The organism is Vibrio sp. 10N.247.311.49, from assembly GCF_041467655.1.
GTDB lineage: Bacteria > Pseudomonadota > Gammaproteobacteria > Enterobacterales > Vibrionaceae > Vibrio > Vibrio crassostreae_C.
Map to the genome: position 1 here is coordinate 466,366 of NZ_JBFSVA010000001.1, position 19,342 is coordinate 485,707.

Here is a 19,342-nt window from a genome sequence, read left to right on the forward strand (position 1 = left end):
TATGAAGATAAAGCGCTCATTGTTGAGCGCTTTTTTGTTGGCGATCTATGACTTCTTCTTTGTACTCGACAAAGTAAACTGATTAATCAGCGATTCAAGATGATCAGATAGCTCTTCTAAGTCATTGCTGATGTTGCGAGTTTCAGCCGCGGATTGCGATGTGTTGTTGGCGTGAGAGGTGATGGTTTCAACCTTTTGTTGAACATCTTGAGTCGCTTGTGTGGTGGATTGCGTTTGCTGCTGAATATTCTGTGCGTGAGCCAGCACCTGTTTCATCTCTTCGACCACACCATTCATTTCAATTGAAAGTGCGTCGATATCGGTTGAGCTTTGATGGGCTTGTTCGCAAACGCGATCGGCAGAAGTCAGCGACTCTTCGCTGCCTTGCTGGAACTGATGAATGATTGACTCAATACTGCCTGTTGCTTCAGCGGTTCGTGATGCAAGATGGCGAACTTCATCAGCCACCACCGCAAACCCACGACCTTGTTCTCCCGCACGTGCCGCTTCAATTGCTGCATTCAAGGCCAGAAGATTGGTTTGGTCAGCAATGCCACGAATCACACTCAATATTGAAGAGACCTCTCCGGTTTGCTCATTGAGTGTCAGTATTTTGTGTTTCACTTCTTCTATGCTGCTAACGAGGTTTTTTATCTCACTGCTTGCTTCGTGTGCTTGGTTGGCACTCTTACACGCCACATCAGCGGTGTGATTGATAAGCTCTGAAGCCGTTAAAGTCGCTTGTTCTACATTGACTTGCTGTGCCTGTATTCCTTCGACATTATGTTGCACTTCGGCGGTTTCGCTTTGCTGGTCACTGGCGGCTTGCTCGGTAATTTGCGCGACACTAGTCAGTTGGTTGGCAGACGCATTCAGTTTGTGCGAGGTGTTTTGTACCTTTTCTAAGCTGTCGGATACGGTTCCCATGAACGAGTTGATGGAGTTAGCCAGCGTGCCAATCTCATCCTTGCTTTGTTCCGGCAGGCGAGTGGATAGGTTTTTATCGTTGCTGACTTGGGTCATAAAGCGAGAAGTCTGTTGCAGCGGGCGCACGATAATCTTACGAATTAATCCCATCGTAAGGACAAATCCGGCAAACGAGATCACTGCCATAATGCCAATAGCAGCCATGGTTTGAGTGTTAATCAGCGAGTTAACATGGTTAAGGTTATATTCGAGACGAATCGCACCCAAGACTTCACCTTCTGGTGCCATATGACAGGCGACACAATTGGTTCCTCGGTAATCTTCACTCGACTTCATTGGCAGAGCAATAACCAAGCCTTTGCCCCAATCAGCAGAAAAAGGTTCGATAACGGTTTCGCCCGCTAGCGCTCGTTTATCAATATCGTCAACCGGTGTTTGGTTGTCATTACCTGGGCCATATAACTTGCTGACAGCGTCGGCGCGTAAAACACGAACGTCTTCAATGCCTTCTTGAGCCAGTGCTTTCTGACGAAGGGTCTCTTTTTGTGCCATGGTGCCGGTGAGCATCATCATATTGAGGCTATCGAAGTAGTTACTTGCTTTGTCGTGAAGCTGCTCACTTAACACTGAGTTTACAAGTTGCTTTTGTTGCGAATATTGGAAATAGGTCGATATTGCCAGCAAAAAGGTGAACACGATGGCGAGGGCCACTAGGATTTTAAAGGTGATTGTTGAGCGCATAAGGTGTTTGTTTTTATTAATTATAATGACGCAAATACTGTACTAGTAAGAATTCCTACCACCTATGGGGTATAACGAATTGTGTGACCACACTCCGGTTGTGGTTATGTTTCTGTGATGTAGCGAGTTTGTGTCGTGTCTGATGTTGAAATGGAACGCGCTTCAAGCTCCTCGCTGTTCTTAAAACAGACTGTTGTTTTGGGAAAATTGAAGTGCACCATCGAGTTTTGATTGTGCTGATAATTAGAAAAGCCTAGGTTGTTAATTAGTTCGATGTATTTGTCCGCTTGTCTTTTATCAATAAAGACTATTGTTTTAGACGACTTAGTGGTCAATTTATATCCAAATGGTTGTTTTGTTCAATTTAATAGCAAAAATTGTGGTTATAGCGTTGTGTTTCGAGGCTCATTCGATAAGATGAAAAGACCTCTATGATAGAGGTAGGGCAGCAACGGATACGCTGCTTCAAATACTATGGAATGTGACTTATTGGACACATACATGAAATTCAAGATTACATCACCGATTATTGAACCTACGGAAGGTTCACCACATCAGTTAATGCTTACTCACGCTTCTCGTTTTACCTCTTTTAAGACAAGCTCCCCTTTGAACGCCCTGTTCGACAACGTCTCTGCACGCTTCTTTACCGCTTATCGCTCCTATTGTTATTCGTTTTATAACTTTATTTCTATCTGAACTCCTTTGTCATCCGCTCGATGAACGAAGACTCACATCTATAAAAACTAAACAAATAAGTTAAAAACAATGAATATTAAAATGATGGGTAGCTCCCTAATTATCGCTGGTACCGCTCTCGGTGCTGGTATGCTTGCGATCCCAATGGTATTAGCTCAATTCGGATTGCTTTACGGCACACTGCTTATGGTACTGATCTGTTTCGGTACGACTTACGCAGCATTACTACTTCTAGAAGCGACCATCAAAGCGGGTGGCGGTCTAGGATTAAACTCTATTGCCCGAAAAACCTTGGGTAAACAAGGTCAGTTGCTTACCAACGGCTTGCTATACGCGTTGTTGATTTGCCTATTAATGGCTTACATTCTGGGCGCAGGTGACTTGCTGAGTAAGTTACTGTCTAACTTTGGCGTCGAAATTACCGCGACTACCAGCCAAACCGTGTTTACCTTGCTTGCTGGCGCAGTAGTCGCAAGTGGTACTGGTGTGATTGATAAGCTCAATCGAGCATTGTTCTTCGTGATGCTTGCTAGTTTGTTTGCAACCATGGCCTTCTTAGCGCCGAGCATGACTCAAGAAAACTTGATGCAGGTAACCAGCCATGACCACGTTGACCTAATCAAAACCAGTGCCATCCTGTTTACGAGCTTTGGCTTTATGGTGGTGATTCCAACCTTGGTTTCTTACAACCACGAAGCGACAGACAAACAGCTGCGTAACATGGTGATCATCGGTTCTCTGATCCCATTAGTGTGTTACTTGTGTTGGTTGTTTGCGGTAGTGGGCAACTTGAGTGAAGAGCAATTCAGAAGCTTTGAGAACGTATCAGATTTGATGGCGGCGTTTGAGGCTCAGTCTCCTTGGGTGGGTAACGTCTTGTCTACCTTCACTGGCTTGGCGTTGTTGACTTCTTTCTTTGGCGTAGCAATGGCGTTGTTCAACCAGAACAAAGACATGTTCAACCAAAATACAGCGGTAACGTACTGCATTAGCTTTATCTTGCCGTTGGCGGGTTCATTGCTTGCTGCAGACAAGTTCCTACAAGTGCTGAATTACGCAGGTATCATCTTGGTGTTCCTAGCGGTGTTTGTTCCTCTGGTTATGGTCCACAAACAGCGTTTCATGAAAGTTGCTGATGACCGATACCGAGCAGAAGGTGGCAGCGCAATGATGTTGTTCTCACTGCTGTTTGGTTGCTTCCTGCTTATCTCACAAGTGATCTAGTTCTTTGGTCCATTATCTAAGATGCGAATCGAGCATCTTAGATATAAGTGGCCGGAATTCAGATACAAAAAAGGAACGCATCGGCGTTCCTTTTTATTATCTGCTGATTAAAAACAGATTGATTCAAAGGCTATCAACAAACAACCTTAACAGCCAAACCACCTTGAGAAGTCTCACGGTATTTAGCGTTCATGTCTTTACCTGTTTCTAGCATTGTTTCGATAACTTTATCTAGAGAAACAGTAGGAGCAGAAGAACGACGAAGTGCCATACGAGTCGAGTTGATTGCTTTAACTGCAGCAATACCGTTACGCTCGATACATGGTACTTGTACTTGGCCAGCAACTGGGTCACATGTTAGACCTAGGTTGTGCTCCATGCCGATTTCTGCAGCCATACATACTTGCTCAGGGCTACCACCCATAAGCTCAGCAAGACCAGCAGCAGCCATAGAGCATGCCACACCAACTTCACCCTGACAGCCAACTTCAGCACCAGAGATTGAAGCGTTACGCTTGTAAAGACCACCGATCGCGCCAGAAGCTGCGAAGTAACGGATGTAATCTTTCTCTGTCACTGTTTGGATGAACTTATCGTAGTAAGCCAATACAGCAGGGATGATGCCACATGCGCCGTTTGTTGGTGCCGTTACTACACGGCCGCCAGCTGCATTTTCTTCGTTTACTGCGAAAGCAAACATGTTTACCCAGTCAACAACCGACATTGGATCATTGGTTGTTTTTTCTGAAGTCATTAGCTGTTGGCGAAGTGCTGCTGCACGGCGAGGAACACGTAGTGGACCAGGCAGGATACCTTCAGTATTCATACCGCGATCCATACACTCACGCATAGTTTTCCAGATGTTAGCGAAGTAAGTGCGAGACTCTTCGTCTGAGTGGAACGCTGCTTGGTTTTTCATAACCAGTGTACTGATAGAAAGACCGCTTTCTTTGCACTGATTAACCAGCTCTTCAGCTGTTGTGAATTCGTAAGGTGCTTTGATTGGGTTTTCTTCTTCTTTGCCGAAGTTCTCTTCGTCAACGATGAAACCGCCGCCAATTGAGTAGTACGTTTTTGAGTATGCAACTTCGTCACCAACCCATGCATGAATGCTCATGCCGTTCTCGTGTAGAGAAAGGTTGCTAGTGTGGAAGTTCATACCGCCATCGCGTGGGAACGATACTGTATGACAGTGCATGCCAACAGGAAGGCGCTCAGTTTCTTCTACGCGAGCAATGAAGCCAGCAATAGAATCGATATCAACACGCTCAGGAGTATTGCCAGCAAGACCCATGATGATTGCGATATCTGTGTGGTGACCTTTCCCTGTCAGTGATAGTGATCCATATACGTCCACGGTGATTTTAGTGATGTCGCGCAATTTTCCCATTGAACGTAGGTCATCAATAAATTCTTTACCCGCTTTCATTGGTCCAACTGTGTGTGAGCTCGATGGACCAACACCGATTTTATAGATATCAAATACACTAATCATAGCGATTACCTCAAAAAGAGAGCCTCCCAAGGGGAGTAGGGAGGCTCATTTATTATCATTATATTTTTTGTCTAATCTCGCGATATAAGATGGATGCCATCTTATAAAAAGGGCTTGAGATTAAAGAGCGCCGTAGATTACAGAACTAATAGCCGCTAGACCACATAAAGCTGTAAAGATTTGCACAGGTGCTGAAGTTTTGTACTTAGCCATAGCTGGTACTTTCTGCATCGCGAACACAGGCATTAGGAACAGGATAGCTGCAATCATTGGAGCACCCATTGTTTCAATCATACCTAGGATACTTGGGTTAACTACTGCAACAATCCAAGTTGTAACAACGATGAACGCTAGAGATGCTTTTTCAATCTTAGAGATTGAAGAACCAGAGCGAGACTTGATTAGACCAACAAGACCTTCGTGAGCACCTAGGAAGTGACCGAAGTAGCTAGAAGTAATCGCTGCGAACGCTACTAGAGGACCCATGTAAGAGATAAGTGGAGACTCGTGAACATTAGCTAGGTAAGAAAGAACAGAGATGTTTTGTGCTTGTGCTGTTGCTAGTTGCTCTGGAGATAGAGAAAGCACTACAGAGAATACGAAGAACATTACAAAACCCATCAGCATCATTGCTGCGCCGCCAGTGATCGCGTCAGTTTTCTTAACTGCGTCTTCACCGTATACACGACGTTGCTCTTTAGAGAACTGTGAAATGATTGGGCTGTGGTTGAAAGAGAACACGATGATTGGAATCGCAAGCCAGATAATAGAAGGCATTGCTGACCATTCTGGGCTTGTTTCCATCATTGAAGTGTTCCAATCAGGAACTAGGTAAAAAGATAGCGCTAGTAGGATGAATACTAGTGGGTAAACCATTGCTGAAGTTGCTTTAAGCATCAGCTCTTTACCGAATACAACACCTGCTGTCATAGCAAGGATAAGTGCACCAGAAAGAAGAGGACGAGGAATAGATTCCATACCCATTTGGTTTACTAGGAAAGAATCAACTGTGTTTGTGATACCAACACCGTAGATAAGAACGATCGGGTAGATAGCGAAGAAGTAAGCAAAAGTAATAATGTTTGCGCCAGTCTTACCGAAGTGCTCTTCAACTGTGTCTGTAATATCAGCTTCAGGGTTTTTAGCAGACAGTACGAAACGAGCTAGAGATTTGTGTGCGAACCAAGTCATTGGTGCCGCAATTAGAGCTAGGATAACTAATGGCCAAAAACCACCCGCACCAGCTTTGATTGGAAGGAATAGTACGCCAGCACCAACTGCTGTACCGAATAGTGATAAACACCAGGTAAAATCTTTATAGTTAAACTTGCTTGAATCTTTAACGGCATTTGCCGAAGAAGTTGTTGTGTTCATGTTAAATTACTCATTTTTTGGGAACAGGAAATAAGTCGGGGCTAATTCTGCAGAATTTTCTTCTGCAAAAAATAGATCTAAATCATGTAATGAAACGGCGTGTCACATGATATGCGAAAAACGAATTTTTGATCACGAAAATGGCGTGCTACATGTGATTTATGTTTATGCCTGGTATTAGTTTTATTTATTCGAAAGGCGGGGTTGTATAGATTTATACCAGGGAAACGTTTGCGTAAAATTGCATTAATAAATCTGTTCCATAGAAAGTCTGGATTTTGTTAACAGAGATTAAACAAAACGTAGTTGCTATGTGATTCGTTGCAGTACGTGTTGCTGCAGCGATTGGATAATTTGCGCCGTAACGCCCCAAATTAGGTGCTCTTGGAAAGGCATCGCAAAAACCCGATGCTTGATTTGTTTAAAGTTAACAGTGTGGCTGTGTAACTTGGCTTGGTCTAAAACATAGGTAGCGGGTACCTCAAAAATTGAGGCAACTTCGTTCTCATCAATGATGGCTTCATAGTCAGGATCGACCATGGCAACAATCGGCGTCACAGAAAATTTACTAATAGTACTCAATGCAGGTAATTGCCCAACAATTTTAACTTGATCCGATCGAATTCCCACCTCCTCATGGAGCTCTCTGAGTGCAGTGAATTGCATAGAAGGGTCAGAAAGTTCGTGTTTACCACCAGGAAAGCTGACTTGGCCGGGGTGATGCTTTAAATGAGCCGCTCTTTTAGTAAAAATGACATGTAAACCATCTTCTCTTTCAACTAAACCTACCACCACTGCCGCTTTACGTAATTGCTCGCCACTGATGTGCGAAACACGCTCTACTGACTCTGGGTGATAGCCAACGGTAGGGTTAAGTTGGAATTGCTGAAGGAAGTTTTCTTTATTCATATCAAGCCAATATATTGATTATTATGATTTTAATTATAGACATAACCGTGGGTTGATTACCAATATTGAGTTTTTCTTCATTCACTTTCCCTCTTTTAGTTATTAATTGGGCGTCATGAGGGGCTGTTTACCGATGAATCTCCTCAAAATGACGATTTTTGCTATATTCAATATGTGCATACAGGCGAGTAAGCGTTATCGATGTCATAAAATTGGGTGACGAAACGTAGATTTTTTGTTTAAGAATTTGATAACAATAACTTAGTGGACCATTCTAAAAAGAAATAGAAGAAAAGGTATGAGATGAAAGGAATCATATTCACCGAATTTTTAGAGCTTGTTGAAGACAAGTTTGGGCTAGAGCTTTTGGAAGAAGTTCTAGAAATGTCAGAAGATGAAGGGATCTATACGTCGGTCGGCAGTTACGACCACAAAGACCTTGTCAGGTTGATTATCAACTTGAGTAAGAAAACCGATATTGATGCGGCAAGCTTGCAACGCGTGTTTGGGCAGTCTGTATTTAAGAACTTACTGGCCTCATTACCGAATAAAGCGAGCCTTGCTCACAGCAATACCACCTTTCAATTTATTCAGCACGTAGAGCGTTACATTCATGTTGAAGTGAAGAAGCTCTATCCGGATGCTGAGCCACCTGAATTCAGTTTTATCACCACGACCGAAGCACAACTTGTTTTTGACTACAAAAGCGCAAGGTGTATGTCTCATGTTTGCTTAGGGCTTATTGAAGGATGTGCTGAATACCACGGTGAATCTATCGCGGTGGAGATGACGCCACAAAATGATGACCAAAGCGTGGTTAGGTTTAATCTCAAAGTAGAAAAGTAATATGGATCTGGCATCTGCCCTAGAGAAGAAGCTTAAGCGTCAAATCGCGGCAAGGAAAGCGGCTGAAGGATTGTTGGAAAAGAAGAGCCTCGAACTGTTCGAGGCTAACCAACAGCTTGAGCTTGCTTTGCGTCAGTTAGAAAAGCGCTCCAACGCGAATATACGCCGCATTGAATTCCAAGAACAAATCGACAACCTGTTGATTGATTTTGGGCGCGCGTTTCTAAGAAATGATCTCGATGATGTCATGCTATCTGAACTAACGACCAACGTGACTAACAGTTACTTAATCGAAGCCAGTCGTTTGATTCTACCTCCCAAGCTCATCCCTCAGTTACAGACCTATGATTATGGCGATGAGACTGTCGAGGTGTTAGAGCAAGACATTCAAGAACCTCATTGGCAAGACAACCTACTGACCGTGCCCTTAGAGGTTGAAAAAGTCATAGTTGGTGCGTTAATCGTCAGAGTCAGGTTGTTAGACCAAGACTACGAGTTTATCCAAAGCCAACTGTTGTTGGTCACGGACCTTATCTGCAGTGCCTTAACCCATCAACTAGCAATCAACCGAAATATTGAATCACGTAAACGAGCGGAAGAGTCCGAAAGGGCAACGCGTGACTTTGTGGCGATGATTAACCATGAGTTAAGAACTCCACTTAATGGCTTACTAGGCAGTGCCGAGTTGATCAGTGATACCGAACTGAATAGCTCTCAGCGTGAGATAGTGAACAACCTGAGCCAATCTGGAGAGTTTCTCCGAACCATCATTAATGATCTATTGGATTACAGCAAAATCAATGCAGGGATGTTGGAGCTTATTCCAAAGAAATTTGCCCTACGTGATTTGAGAAACACGATTGAAAGCATCTTCGTCAATCGAGCAATTGAGAAGCAGCTCGAATTCAATATCAGTGTTACGTCAAACGTTCCCTCCCATTTCCAAGGCGATTTAGAGCGCATCACACAACTGTTTGTGAACTTAATAGGTAATGCGATTAAATTTACAGAAGAAGGGCATGTGAATGTTGATATTGAGTGGGACAAAAACCAATTTGTTTTCTCTGTAGAAGATACCGGAGTCGGAATCGCTGAATCGGCACATAAGACGCTGTTTGAACCTTTTACACAGGCAGATAGCTCAAGTAGCCGAAACTATGAGGGCACCGGGCTTGGCTTAGCGATTTGTCGCAAACTGGTGGCTCTGATGAATGGCGATATTGGGGTGACCAGTGTTGTTGGCTCAGGCACGACCTTTACCATCTCGATTCCTCTTCAAGTTGTCGATGTTCCGGCAGAGAGTGATAGTGTCGCCAAGGGCTTTGAGTCTGAAGCGGAATTGTCACTACTTAAAGTGCTGGTGGTTGATGATATCAAGATGAACCAGATCATCATCCAGCAAATGCTTCGTAAACATGAGATTGAACCTGCTATCGCAAGCAATGGTGTCGAAGGGTTTGAACTCGCGTCAGACAATGAATACGATATTGTATTCATGGATTGCAGAATGCCTGTTATGGACGGGTTTGAAGCAACAGAGAAGCTAAGAGAGAAGGGTTACGTTAAATCTATTGTGGCTCTGACCGCCGGAACGACACTTGAAGAACGCGAACGTTGTATTCAGTGTGGGATGGATGACATTTTGAGTAAACCTTACACCGCCAACGATCTGAAAGAGATGCTTAAGAAGTGGGGTGTCTCTGCGGTGAAGGTCGCTTAAACACGCGAATAAAGCGTTGTGAGTTATGTACTCTAACTTACAGACTAAAAAACCGAAGTGATCTTACGATCCTTCGGTTTCTTTTTATATCGAACTTTTGCTAGCCGTTAAGCTACGGAACTCGCAGTTAATGACACTAGGTTTAGCAATCTTCAAGTACCGGTAGAATTCGACTCAGCTTATCCAGTGTTTCTTGGTATTCAGAAGCACAATCACTATCAAATACCACACCACCGCCAGCCCAAGCATAAAGCGTGTTGTTCTCGGCGACTAATGTACGAATGGTAATACTGGTATCCATTCTGCCATTTCGGCTGATGTAGCCAATACTGCCGCAGTACGCTGAACGTCGATGCGGTTCTAACTCTTCAATGATCTGCATCGCGCGAACTTTTGGTGCGCCAGTAATCGATCCTCCAGGGAAACAGGCTCTCAGAAGGTCAGTTGCAGAGTATTGGTCATCAAGGTCCGCTCGTATCGTGCTCACTAAGTGGTGCACGGCAGGGAAGCTTTCAATATCGAAGAGCTTTGGTACATGCACTGTGCCCGGTTTTGCTACTCGGCCAATGTCATTACGAAGTAGGTCGACGATCATCAAGTTTTCCGCCTCATCTTTATCGGCGCTTGCTAGGTCTTGCGCGTTGGCATTATCAATCATCGGGTCCTCAGAACGAGGTCGTGTGCCTTTGATTGGCTTGGTTTCAATGACGTTGTCTTTGAGTTCTAAGAAACGCTCTGGCGAAACACTGATGATTGCGCAGTCGGCCAAACGGATAAAACCCGAAAAGGGCGCTGAGTTGTACTGTTCTAACTTGTCATAAGCCAGCCATTCACTACCTTGGTATTGGGCATTGAAGCGCTGAGCTAAGTTAATCTGATAGCAGTCCCCGGATAACAGGTACTCTTGAACACTATCGAACTTAGTGGCGTAGCTCTCTTCGCTCATATTGGATTGCCACGGTGTGGTTAACCCAAAGGGCGCATGTGATAGGTGTGATTGAGCCATCTGCTGCATTAGCCAATCATGATGTTCATCGATATTGCTACCGACAATACACGCCGTTTTCAATTGGTGGTCAACGATAACAGCCCATTCATACAAGCCAACTGCCATGTCAGGTGCTTCAATATCACGCTTTGCGAGTGATGGAAGTGTCTCGACTCTGCGCCCTAAATCATAGCTAAAATAGCCTAAAGCGCCGCCAACGAATGGCAACTGAGTGTGCTCTTTAGTCGCAGGCAATAATTGTTGCTGATATTGGTCGAGTAGTTCGAAAGGATCAGAGTCTGAAACCTCGCACGTCTCATTAACATTAACGGTCGTTTCTGCACCGATTGTCTCGAAGGTGGCGATGGGTTGAGCAACTAAAATATCGTATCGACTATCAACGTGGCTTTCTGAAGCGGAGCGTAATAGCATTGCCCACGGCAGGTTTTCAATATGGGAAAACAGCTGTTTAGCTAAAGTTGATTGATATTCAAGCGGCTTGATTTGGATAGAGCGAAATTCGTTGTTATTCATTTGTTTAATTTGTGACAAAGAGTTCGATCACTGCATGGCGTGTGAGAGGAAGCAAGAGTATCATAAATTGAAAATAAAATGGGTTCTTGATTAGAACGGTGTAATCCAAGTGGTTTAGTTTAAAGCTATGCAAGCGATTGCTAAAGCAACTAAATACAGCTCAACACAATAAAAAGCTAAACCACCTAATTCGATTTGGCACATATAGTCAAACTGTGAACCCACATGGAACCAGAACAATAAAGAGGCATGCAATGACGGTTATTCGTAAGCAAGATGTGATCAGCAGTGTCGCTGACGCACTTCAGTACATTTCTTATTATCACCCTTTAGACTTTGTCCAAGCCCTAGAAAAAGCGTACGAGAAAGAAGAGAGCCAAGCAGCTAAAGATGCGATCGCTCAGATTCTTATCAACTCGCGCATGTCTGCGGAAGGCCATCGTCCAATTTGTCAGGATACGGGTATTGTTACTTGTTTCGTGAACATCGGTATGGATGTTAGGTGGGAAACGGATCAAACAGTACAACAGATGGTTGATGAAGGCGTTCGTCAAGCTTACAACAACCCAGATAACCCATTGCGTGCATCTGTCCTAATGGACCCTGCAGGTAAGCGTATTAATACCAAAGACAACACACCAGCGGTTGTCCACATTAATATGATTCCAGGCAACAAAGTTGAAATTCAAATCGCGGCTAAGGGCGGCGGTTCTGAGAACAAAACCAAGATGGTTATGCTGAACCCTTCTGATGATATTGCAGAATGGGTAGAGAAGACGCTGCCAACAATGGGTGCAGGCTGGTGTCCACCGGGTATGCTAGGTATAGGCATCGGCGGTACGGCTGAGAAAGCAGCTGTGCTAGCGAAAGAATCTTTGATGGAACACATCGATATCCAAGAGCTTATCGAGAAAGGTCCTGAGAACGCAGAAGAAGAGCTTCGCCTAGACATCTTCAACCGTGTAAACAAGCTTGGCATTGGTGCACAAGGTCTTGGCGGTCTCACTACTGTGGTTGATGTAAAAATCAAAACAGCACCAACTCATGCTGCTTCTAAGCCTGTATGTTTGATCCCGAACTGTGCAGCAACGCGTCACGTTCACTTCACACTAGATGGCAGCGGCCCAGCAGAGCTAACGCCACCTAAGTTAGAAGAGTGGCCAGACATCACTTGGGAAGCGGACGCAAATACACGTCGTGTTAACCTTGATGAAGTGACTAAAGAAGACGTACAAGAGTGGAAGACCGGCGAAACGGTTCTTCTGTCAGGTAAGATCTTAACCGGTCGTGATGCTGCTCATAAACGTATTCAAGGCATGCTAGAAAGCGGCGAAGGCTTACCAGCTGGCGTTGATTTCAAAGGTAAGTTCATTTACTACGTGGGTCCTGTTGATGCTGTAGGTGATGAAGCGGTAGGTCCTGCGGGCCCAACAACTTCAACACGTATGGATAAGTTCACTGACATGATGCTGAACGAAACTGGCATTATGGGCATGATCGGTAAAGCGGAACGTGGCCCTGCAACGGTTGAATCAATCAAAGAGCACAAAGCGGTTTACCTAATGGCGGTTGGTGGTGCAGCTTATTTAGTCGCAAAAGCAATTAAAAAAGCACGCGTTGTTGCGTTTGAAGATCTCGGTATGGAAGCGATTTACGAGTTTGAAGTTGAAGATATGCCTGTAACGGTAGCGGTTGACTCTAACGGCGTGAACGCACACCAGATCGGCCCTGACACGTGGAAAGTGAAGATTGCTGAAGCTGAGAAAGCGTAATTAATCGACGCCAAAAAATCGTAATTGTCGCTAACTTCAGCGTTTGAATTGCAATTTTTGACAGAAAGTTAAAGACAAAAGTGCAGCATTATCTGCACTTTTGTCTTATTATCAATGATATAGTGATAAACACATAGTTTGATATAAGAACATAGGAGAGAGGAATGCCTCGTTTTATTCAGATCCTACAGATTATCTTGGCAGTGGTGATTGGTGCTTTTGTTGGCTACGACCTGATCTTGAAAGGGATCAGTATCTTTGATAATAAATACGTGACGATTACATGTGCGCTTTGGCTAATTGCAGAGATTGCACTGTTTGTTATCTACAAGTTGATTGAAGACGATTAGACGTCGGATATCGTGCAAAAATTCTAAAGCCCCTGATTATGAATGTAGTCAGGGGCTTTTATTCATCTAGCATTAAGAATGTGTATTGCATACTCATCAACATAAGCAAAAGCATACAAACTATCCCAACGGGGAAAGAACATAGGCTTGCCTTTCTATTATCATAACCAGCTAGCCTAACTATCACGGAGTCGTTCTAATGAAACACTTAACTCAAGAAATGAGTGACTTTATAAGCAGAGGAACGGATTCTCATATTCGAGTAGCGGTCACGGGGCTCTCTCGTGCGGGTAAGACAGCATTCATTACTTCGCTGGTTAATCAGCTTCTTCATACGTCTACCCACAAAAACTTGCCACTGCTTGCATCTGCGAGAGATGGAAGAATTATTGGCGCAAAGCGTATCCCGCAACACAACATGATGATTCCACGCTTCTCTTATGATGAAGCGATGGAGTCGTTGAATGCACAGCCACCAGAATGGCCAGTGCCAACGCGTGATGTCAGTGAGATTCGTCTAGCAATCAAATATAAGCCTGCGAAGGGCGCGAAAAAGCTACTGAGTAAAAACAGCACCCTTTATCTCGATATTGTCGATTATCCAGGTGAATGGCTGCTTGATTTGCCGTTACTGGATATGGACTTCGATACCTGGAGCCAATCTCAGTTTGCAGCATTGAAAGGCGACAGAGAAACTTACTCGCAACAGTGGAACGTAATGCGTGGTGATATCGATTTGCTAGCAGAAGCGGACGAAAAGAAACTGGTCGCGATTGCCGATAGCTACACTCAGTACCTTCATACTTGTAAAAGTAACGGGCTGCATTGGGTACAACCGGGTCGATTCGTATTACCCGGTGAGCTTGAAGGCGCGCCTGTGTTGCAATTCTTCCCGTGCATCGCACCTGAGGGTAAGTTCTCAAAAACAAGTAACTATGCGGTACTTAAAGCGCGTTATGAAGAGTATCAACAGAAGGTCGTCAAAGCGTTCTACAAGAATCACTTCGCGACGTTCGACAGACAAATCGTGCTAGTGGATTGCTTACAGCCACTTAATGCGGGCTATGACTCTTTCATGGACATGCGTGGCGCGTTAGAACAGTTACTTAAGAGCTTTAAGTACGGTCGAAGCAATATCTTAAGACGTTTATTCGCGCCGAAGATCGACAAGATCTTGTTTGCAGCCACAAAAGCTGACCACGTGACACCGGATCAACATCCGAACTTGGTGTCACTGTTACAACAGATGGTGCATCCAGCTTGGCAGCAGGCGGCGTTTGAACACATCGACATGAGTTGTATGAGTATCGCGTCTATTCAAGCGACCAGCGCGGGTTATATCTCGTCGGGTTCAGACAATGTTCCGGCGTTGCAAGGTGTGACTTTGGATAATGTCCCTCAAACCATGTATCCGGGAGAGGTGCCGCGTAAGTTGCCTAATAAACAGTATTGGGAAACCAACCAGTTTGATTTCACGAGCTTTAGACCGATGGAGCAACATTCCGATGAGCCTTGCCAACATCTAAGAGTCGACAAGGTTTTAGAGTATCTCATTGGCGACAAGTTGAAGTAATTGAGGCAATCAAAATGAGTGAATTAAAAACAAAGCAGGTCTTTAATGAACCGTTGAAGACCTCTTTTGATGAGCAAGACAAGAGTGACGTTGGCCCGGATTTAGGCGCTCAACAACTGTTCACAGAGCAAGAGAAATTTGTCCCTGTCGCACCGCAAGTGAAAGCTGATCTTGATGGTGAAGCTGAGCAGCAATTGGAACAAGTGATTCGACCGAGCAAAAAGAAGAAGTGGTTTGGAACGGGTTTATTGGTCGCTTTCTCTGGCCTAGTTGGATGGCAGGCAATTGATTCGGTCATTACCGCGATTCAATCGGCTGACTGGCTGGCGTTAGGTTGGGCAGGCTTCATTGCTGCCATTGCTTCATTGGGTTTAGGCGCAATAGGCAAAGAGCTGTGGAAACTGCGTTCACTTAAAGATCACTTTAGTGTGCAAGAGCAGAGTGAAGAGCTACTCCAAAGTCAAAGTGTCGGCAAGGGCAAAGCGTTCTGTGAAAACATCGCCAAGCAAGGTGGCATTATCGCTGAGTCTCCTTCGTACGATAAGTGGCGAAACAGCATTAACCCAGCACACAGTGATGCAGAAGTGTTGGATATGTACGATGCGTTAGTCGTGAGTCAACAAGACAAAGTAGCGACTCAAATCGTCACTAAGTTTTCGACCGAATCGGCGGCTTTGGTCGCGGTGAGTCCATTGGCGGCGGCTGATATGTTGTTGGTGGCTTGGCGAAATTTCACCATGATAGACAAGCTTGCTGATGTGTATGGCATTGAGCTTGGCTACTGGTCTCGCATTAAGCTATTTAAACTGGTGTTAATCAACATGGCCGCTGCAGGAGCAAGTGAGCTCGCGATTGATGCAAGTATGGATCTCGTCTCGATGGATCTTGCAGGCAAAGTCTCAGCTCGAGCAGGGCAGGGGCTAGGTGTCGGTATCCTTACTGCAAGACTGGGCTTAAAAGCCATGACATTGCTGCGTCCTATGCCTTGGCATAACGAGAGAAAAGTAAAACTGGCAGACCTCCGCAAAGCCGTCCTTTCTGAAATAAAGCGTATCACTCTTAAATAAAGCATTTGAAGCTCAATAGTTTGAGAAGAAGAGTAAACATATGTTTACTCTTCTTCTTGACTGAACTCAGAGCTTAATCCACACTACTGTCAACTTATCCTGACACCTATAATAGGACTATTTGTGCGTCTTGAAGTATTGTGTGAAGACAGACTCGGCTTAACACGTGAGTTGCTCGATATCTTGGCCTCAAAAAGCATTGATTTAAGAGGAATCGAAATTGATGTTAAAGGTATTATTTACCTAAACTGCCCTGATATCGATTTTGATGCTTTTAGTGAACTTATGGCTGAAATTCGCCGAATTTCAGGTGTGAAGGATGTACGTAAAATCCAATTTATGCCAAGCGAAAGGCATAACACAGAGCTGATTGCTCTGCTGGCAAACCTACCTGATCCTGTTATTGCGATTGACCTTAAAGGCTCAGTCGATATGGCTAACCACGCTGCATTGAACCTTTTTAATAAGCAAGAAGACGCAGTCATCGGTGAACCGCTAGCGACGTTTGTTCCTAGTTTTAACTTTGCTCGTTGGATCGAAGGCGATGTAACGCGCCATCGTGAAGTTGTCGTGTTGGATGGTTTAGATTTCTCGATTGAGATCCTGCCGATTTACCTTGGTGGTGATGTCAACGAAGCGGTACTGGCAAGCGCAGTAATGACGATTCGTTCTTGTAATCAAGAGATGAACTCGCCAGATTCAATCCCAGAACAGAACAACCTAGGTTTCGAACATTTTGTTGGTGTCTCTAATCGCCATAAAGCCTTGATCAGCCAAGCTAAGAAATTGGCTATGCTGGATCAGCCTCTATTAATTGAAGGCGACACAGGTACAGGCAAAGAGATGTTGGCGAAAGCGTGTCATAACCGTTCAAATCGATCGTCTTTCCCATTCTTGATTCTAAGCTGTGCATCGATGCCTGATGACGTAGCGGAAACGGAATTGTTTGGTCATGCGCCGGGTTCATTCAACCATGAGCAAGGTCATAAAGGTATTTTCGAACAAGCGAATGGCGGTACGGTATTTTTAGATGAAATTGGCGAGATGAGCCCGCATCTTCAAATCAAGCTGCTGCGTTTCCTACAAGATGGTTCATTCCGTCGTGTTGGTGAAGAAGAAGAGATGCACGCGGATGTTCGTATTATTGCATCAACGCGCCACCGTCTTTCTGAATTAGCCGACTCGGGTTCGTTCCGTGAAGATTTGTTCTACCGCTTGAATGTACTGACTCTGTCTATTCCAGCATTGCGTGAACGCTCAAACGACGTAGCGCCACTGTTGGAACTGTTCGTTGCAAAGTACGCGCAGCAGTTAGGTATGTTAAAACCAAAACTGACTCAAGAGTTAGTCGACCAGCTTGGTAATTACCAATGGCCGGGCAACATTCGTCAGTTAGACAACATGGTTCTACGCGCACTAACAGAGTTGGATTCAGACACGCTAACGGTTGAGCAATTCCACTTGCCACAGCTTGAAACAATGACGGCTGGAATGGCGAACCTGAGCTTAGACGGCTCGCTCGATGAGATCATGAAAGACTATGAATCTCAGATTCTAGAGAAGCTTTATCAGTCTTTCCCATCAAGCCGTAAGCTAGCAAAACGTTTGAATGTTTCTCATACCTCAATTGCGAATAAGCTTCGTGATTACGGTATCAGAAAGAACTGATCGAATAAGAACAAGATTATGGAAGATTTGAGTACACCAGAGCGCATTTATAAGCATGATGGTAATCTGATTCTACGCACGGCTGAAATCGATGATGCTGGCATGATCAGCGAGTACTTTCAGGTTAACAGAGAGTATCTGAAACCTTGGGAACCGATTCGCGAAGACGCGTTCTTTGATAGAGCGAGTTGGGCGCAGCGACTGATCAAGTTAAACGAGCTTCATAAAATGGGGCTAGGCTATTACTGTTTACTGATTAATGCTGACTCTAATGAAATGTTAGGCACCATATCGTTCAGTAATTTGTCTCGTTTCCCGTTCTACGCTTGTAATGTCGGTTACTCATTGGCGCAAAGTGCACAGGGCCACGGTTACATGCGCAGAGGTTTGAACATGGCCAAAGACTACATGTTTGATGTGCAGAACATGCACCGCTTAATGGCGGGCTACATGCCTCACAACGAACGCAGTGCTGGCGTATTAGAACATCTTGGTTTTGTCCGAGAAGGTTTTGCTAAAGACTACCTACAGATTAACGGTAAATGGGAAGACCATATACTGACAGCATTAGTTAACCCAAATTGGGAAGATAGACGCGTTATTTAGCGGCAATATTGCTAAGACGTAGTACTAGTTAAAGGCAAATAGCTTTTAAACGTAAACAAAATTTAGACGCAGCGTATATCAAGCTTTGCTAATCGCCGCTGCATCAAAAAGAACAGATAGGCATGGTAAATCCATCAGCCTGAGCAGATATTTGAGGAATTTTGATGTCATACACAACTTTGGACGAATACCAAAGAAAATGGATTTTCACACACCAGTCAATGCCGCTTCCGGCAGAGGACTTGGAAAAGATTAAGCCAATGACACAGGCGAGAGCATCTCAGTTCTGGAAAGAGAACGTGAGCCCTCAAAGCCCAGACGCAGAACGACTGAGCTCGCAAGACTGGCCAAGCAAAGCATCGAACTGGAATGAAGAGATCAGTTGGATGGCGCATTGGGAAGCGGATGAGCCTGAAATGCCAGAAGAGATTCTTAACTTTATTGATTGGCAAGATGACGTAACTGTTTATTTTTGTTACGAAAAGTACAATGTTCTTGAAACCAAATGGGCGATTTTCAAGAAGCATTGGAAGAACTTCTTGTTCTACGATGATGGCCCGATTCTAATCGGTCGTCGTCGTTCAGAAGCCCTTTGGTTTGCTACCAATGGCAAGGTGAAAATTGGTAACCGTGCTTAACCTCGGTGTGATTTAATCGAGCTAGTGCTGGTAATCCGAGCAACAGATAGATAAACAAAAAGCGAGCATCGAGCTCGCTTTTTTTGTGCCTAATGATCTTCGAAGATCATGGGGAAAGACCCACTATTTGAGCCCTAAAGGTGACCATATCCACTCATTTAAAGCGAGTGAATTACGAAATTGAGATCGCTATCTCATTGGGTTAGTTGAA

General features: G+C 44.4%; 16 protein-coding genes. 11 read left to right on the forward strand and 5 right to left on the reverse strand.

All coding sequences use genetic code 11. From position 1 onward, the window contains the following. Positions 1-45 precede the first annotated feature (45 nt). Entirely contained in the window at positions 46-1,668 is a 1,623-nt protein-coding gene (locus AB6E54_RS02040; protein WP_136982513.1) for a methyl-accepting chemotaxis protein, read from the reverse strand. Positions 1,669-2,169: 501 nt separating this feature from the next. Here AB6E54_RS02040 and AB6E54_RS02045 point away from each other — a divergent pair. Together AB6E54_RS02045 and AB6E54_RS02050 are read left to right on the forward strand one after the other, a co-directional pair. Beyond that, positions 2,170-2,367, forward strand: a complete 198-nt coding sequence (locus tag AB6E54_RS02045; RefSeq protein WP_048611631.1) for a hypothetical protein — start codon at positions 2,170-2,172, stop codon at positions 2,365-2,367. An 81-nt stretch (positions 2,368-2,448) separates the two neighbouring features. Further along, a complete protein-coding gene (locus AB6E54_RS02050) occupies positions 2,449-3,591 on the forward strand; it encodes an amino acid permease (protein ID WP_017060419.1) in 1,143 nt (380 codons plus the stop codon). Between the two features lie 133 nt (positions 3,592-3,724). On the opposite strand, the gene AB6E54_RS02055 is transcribed toward AB6E54_RS02050, so the two are convergent. From AB6E54_RS02055 to AB6E54_RS02065, 3 genes are all read right to left on the reverse strand, one after another. Further along, positions 3,725-5,086, reverse strand: coding sequence for an L-serine ammonia-lyase (locus AB6E54_RS02055; RefSeq protein WP_017060420.1), 1,362 nt, complete (start codon positions 5,084-5,086; stop codon positions 3,725-3,727). A 120-nt stretch (positions 5,087-5,206) separates the two neighbouring features. After that, on the reverse strand, positions 5,207-6,460 hold the full coding sequence (locus AB6E54_RS02060) for an aromatic amino acid transport family protein (protein WP_372106222.1): 1,254 nt from the start codon (positions 6,458-6,460) through the stop codon (positions 5,207-5,209). 309 nt (positions 6,461-6,769) lie between these two features. Then, entirely contained in the window at positions 6,770-7,369 is a 600-nt protein-coding gene (locus AB6E54_RS02065) for a CoA pyrophosphatase (protein ID WP_065584175.1), read from the reverse strand. Positions 7,370-7,672: 303 nt separating this feature from the next. Between AB6E54_RS02065 and AB6E54_RS02070 the strand changes: the two genes are divergently transcribed. Together AB6E54_RS02070 and AB6E54_RS02075 are read left to right on the forward strand one after the other, a co-directional pair. Further along, complete coding sequence (locus AB6E54_RS02070; RefSeq protein WP_017060423.1) at positions 7,673-8,215, forward strand: heme NO-binding domain-containing protein; 543 nt, start codon at positions 7,673-7,675, stop codon at positions 8,213-8,215. 1 nt (position 8,216) lies between these two features. Continuing rightward, positions 8,217-9,935 carry an ATP-binding protein gene (locus AB6E54_RS02075; protein WP_372106223.1) on the forward strand — a complete coding sequence of 573 codons (1,719 nt, stop codon included), beginning with the start codon at positions 8,217-8,219 and terminating at the stop codon, positions 9,933-9,935. 142 nt (positions 9,936-10,077) lie between these two features. On the opposite strand, the gene pabB is transcribed toward AB6E54_RS02075, so the two are convergent. Then, positions 10,078-11,457 (reverse strand): aminodeoxychorismate synthase component I, encoded by a 1,380-nt coding sequence (gene pabB / locus AB6E54_RS02080; protein WP_102428580.1) that lies wholly within the window; start codon positions 11,455-11,457, stop codon positions 10,078-10,080. Positions 11,458-11,711: 254 nt separating this feature from the next. Between pabB and AB6E54_RS02085 the strand changes: the two genes are divergently transcribed. From AB6E54_RS02085 to AB6E54_RS02115, 7 genes are all read left to right on the forward strand, one after another. Further along, complete coding sequence (locus AB6E54_RS02085; protein WP_372106224.1) at positions 11,712-13,229, forward strand: fumarate hydratase; 1,518 nt, start codon at positions 11,712-11,714, stop codon at positions 13,227-13,229. Between the two features lie 164 nt (positions 13,230-13,393). Then, positions 13,394-13,579, forward strand: coding sequence for a hypothetical protein (locus tag AB6E54_RS02090; protein ID WP_004734731.1), 186 nt, complete (start codon positions 13,394-13,396; stop codon positions 13,577-13,579). A 199-nt stretch (positions 13,580-13,778) separates the two neighbouring features. Then, complete coding sequence (locus tag AB6E54_RS02095; protein WP_017065428.1) at positions 13,779-15,152, forward strand: YcjX family protein; 1,374 nt, start codon at positions 13,779-13,781, stop codon at positions 15,150-15,152. 14 nt (positions 15,153-15,166) lie between these two features. Beyond that, positions 15,167-16,219 carry a YcjF family protein gene (locus AB6E54_RS02100; RefSeq protein WP_102333205.1) on the forward strand — a complete coding sequence of 351 codons (1,053 nt, stop codon included), beginning with the start codon at positions 15,167-15,169 and terminating at the stop codon, positions 16,217-16,219. A gap of 123 nt (positions 16,220-16,342) precedes the next feature. After that, positions 16,343-17,887, forward strand: a complete 1,545-nt coding sequence (gene tyrR / locus AB6E54_RS02105) for a transcriptional regulator TyrR (RefSeq protein ID WP_017067720.1) — start codon at positions 16,343-16,345, stop codon at positions 17,885-17,887. 18 nt (positions 17,888-17,905) lie between these two features. Continuing rightward, a complete protein-coding gene (rimJ, locus tag AB6E54_RS02110; protein ID WP_017065430.1) occupies positions 17,906-18,493 on the forward strand; it encodes a ribosomal protein S5-alanine N-acetyltransferase in 588 nt (195 codons plus the stop codon). Between the two features lie 164 nt (positions 18,494-18,657). Beyond that, entirely contained in the window at positions 18,658-19,131 is a 474-nt protein-coding gene (locus AB6E54_RS02115; protein WP_017060433.1) for a DUF2947 domain-containing protein, read from the forward strand. Positions 19,132-19,342 lie beyond the last annotated feature (211 nt).

Coding starts and splice junctions, on each gene's coding strand:
- AB6E54_RS02070 (WP_017060423.1), top strand. CDS start 7,673: ATGAAAGGAATCATATTCACCGAATTTTTAGAGCTTGTTGAAGACAAG.
- AB6E54_RS02100 (WP_102333205.1), top strand. CDS start 15,167: ATGAGTGAATTAAAAACAAAGCAGGTCTTTAATGAACCGTTGAAGACC.
- AB6E54_RS02060 (WP_372106222.1), bottom strand. CDS start 6,460: ATGAACACAACAACTTCTTCGGCAAATGCCGTTAAAGATTCAAGCAAG.
- rimJ (WP_017065430.1), top strand. CDS start 17,906: ATGGAAGATTTGAGTACACCAGAGCGCATTTATAAGCATGATGGTAAT.
- AB6E54_RS02050 (WP_017060419.1), top strand. CDS start 2,449: ATGATGGGTAGCTCCCTAATTATCGCTGGTACCGCTCTCGGTGCTGGT.
- AB6E54_RS02065 (WP_065584175.1), bottom strand. CDS start 7,369: ATGAATAAAGAAAACTTCCTTCAGCAATTCCAACTTAACCCTACCGTT.
- AB6E54_RS02115 (WP_017060433.1), top strand. CDS start 18,658: ATGTCATACACAACTTTGGACGAATACCAAAGAAAATGGATTTTCACA.
- AB6E54_RS02085 (WP_372106224.1), top strand. CDS start 11,712: ATGACGGTTATTCGTAAGCAAGATGTGATCAGCAGTGTCGCTGACGCA.
- AB6E54_RS02045 (WP_048611631.1), top strand. CDS start 2,170: ATGAAATTCAAGATTACATCACCGATTATTGAACCTACGGAAGGTTCA.
- AB6E54_RS02090 (WP_004734731.1), top strand. CDS start 13,394: ATGCCTCGTTTTATTCAGATCCTACAGATTATCTTGGCAGTGGTGATT.
- AB6E54_RS02095 (WP_017065428.1), top strand. CDS start 13,779: ATGAAACACTTAACTCAAGAAATGAGTGACTTTATAAGCAGAGGAACG.
- AB6E54_RS02040 (WP_136982513.1), bottom strand. CDS start 1,668: ATGCGCTCAACAATCACCTTTAAAATCCTAGTGGCCCTCGCCATCGTG.
- AB6E54_RS02055 (WP_017060420.1), bottom strand. CDS start 5,086: ATGATTAGTGTATTTGATATCTATAAAATCGGTGTTGGTCCATCGAGC.
- pabB (WP_102428580.1), bottom strand. CDS start 11,457: ATGAATAACAACGAATTTCGCTCTATCCAAATCAAGCCGCTTGAATAT.
- AB6E54_RS02075 (WP_372106223.1), top strand. CDS start 8,217: ATGGATCTGGCATCTGCCCTAGAGAAGAAGCTTAAGCGTCAAATCGCG.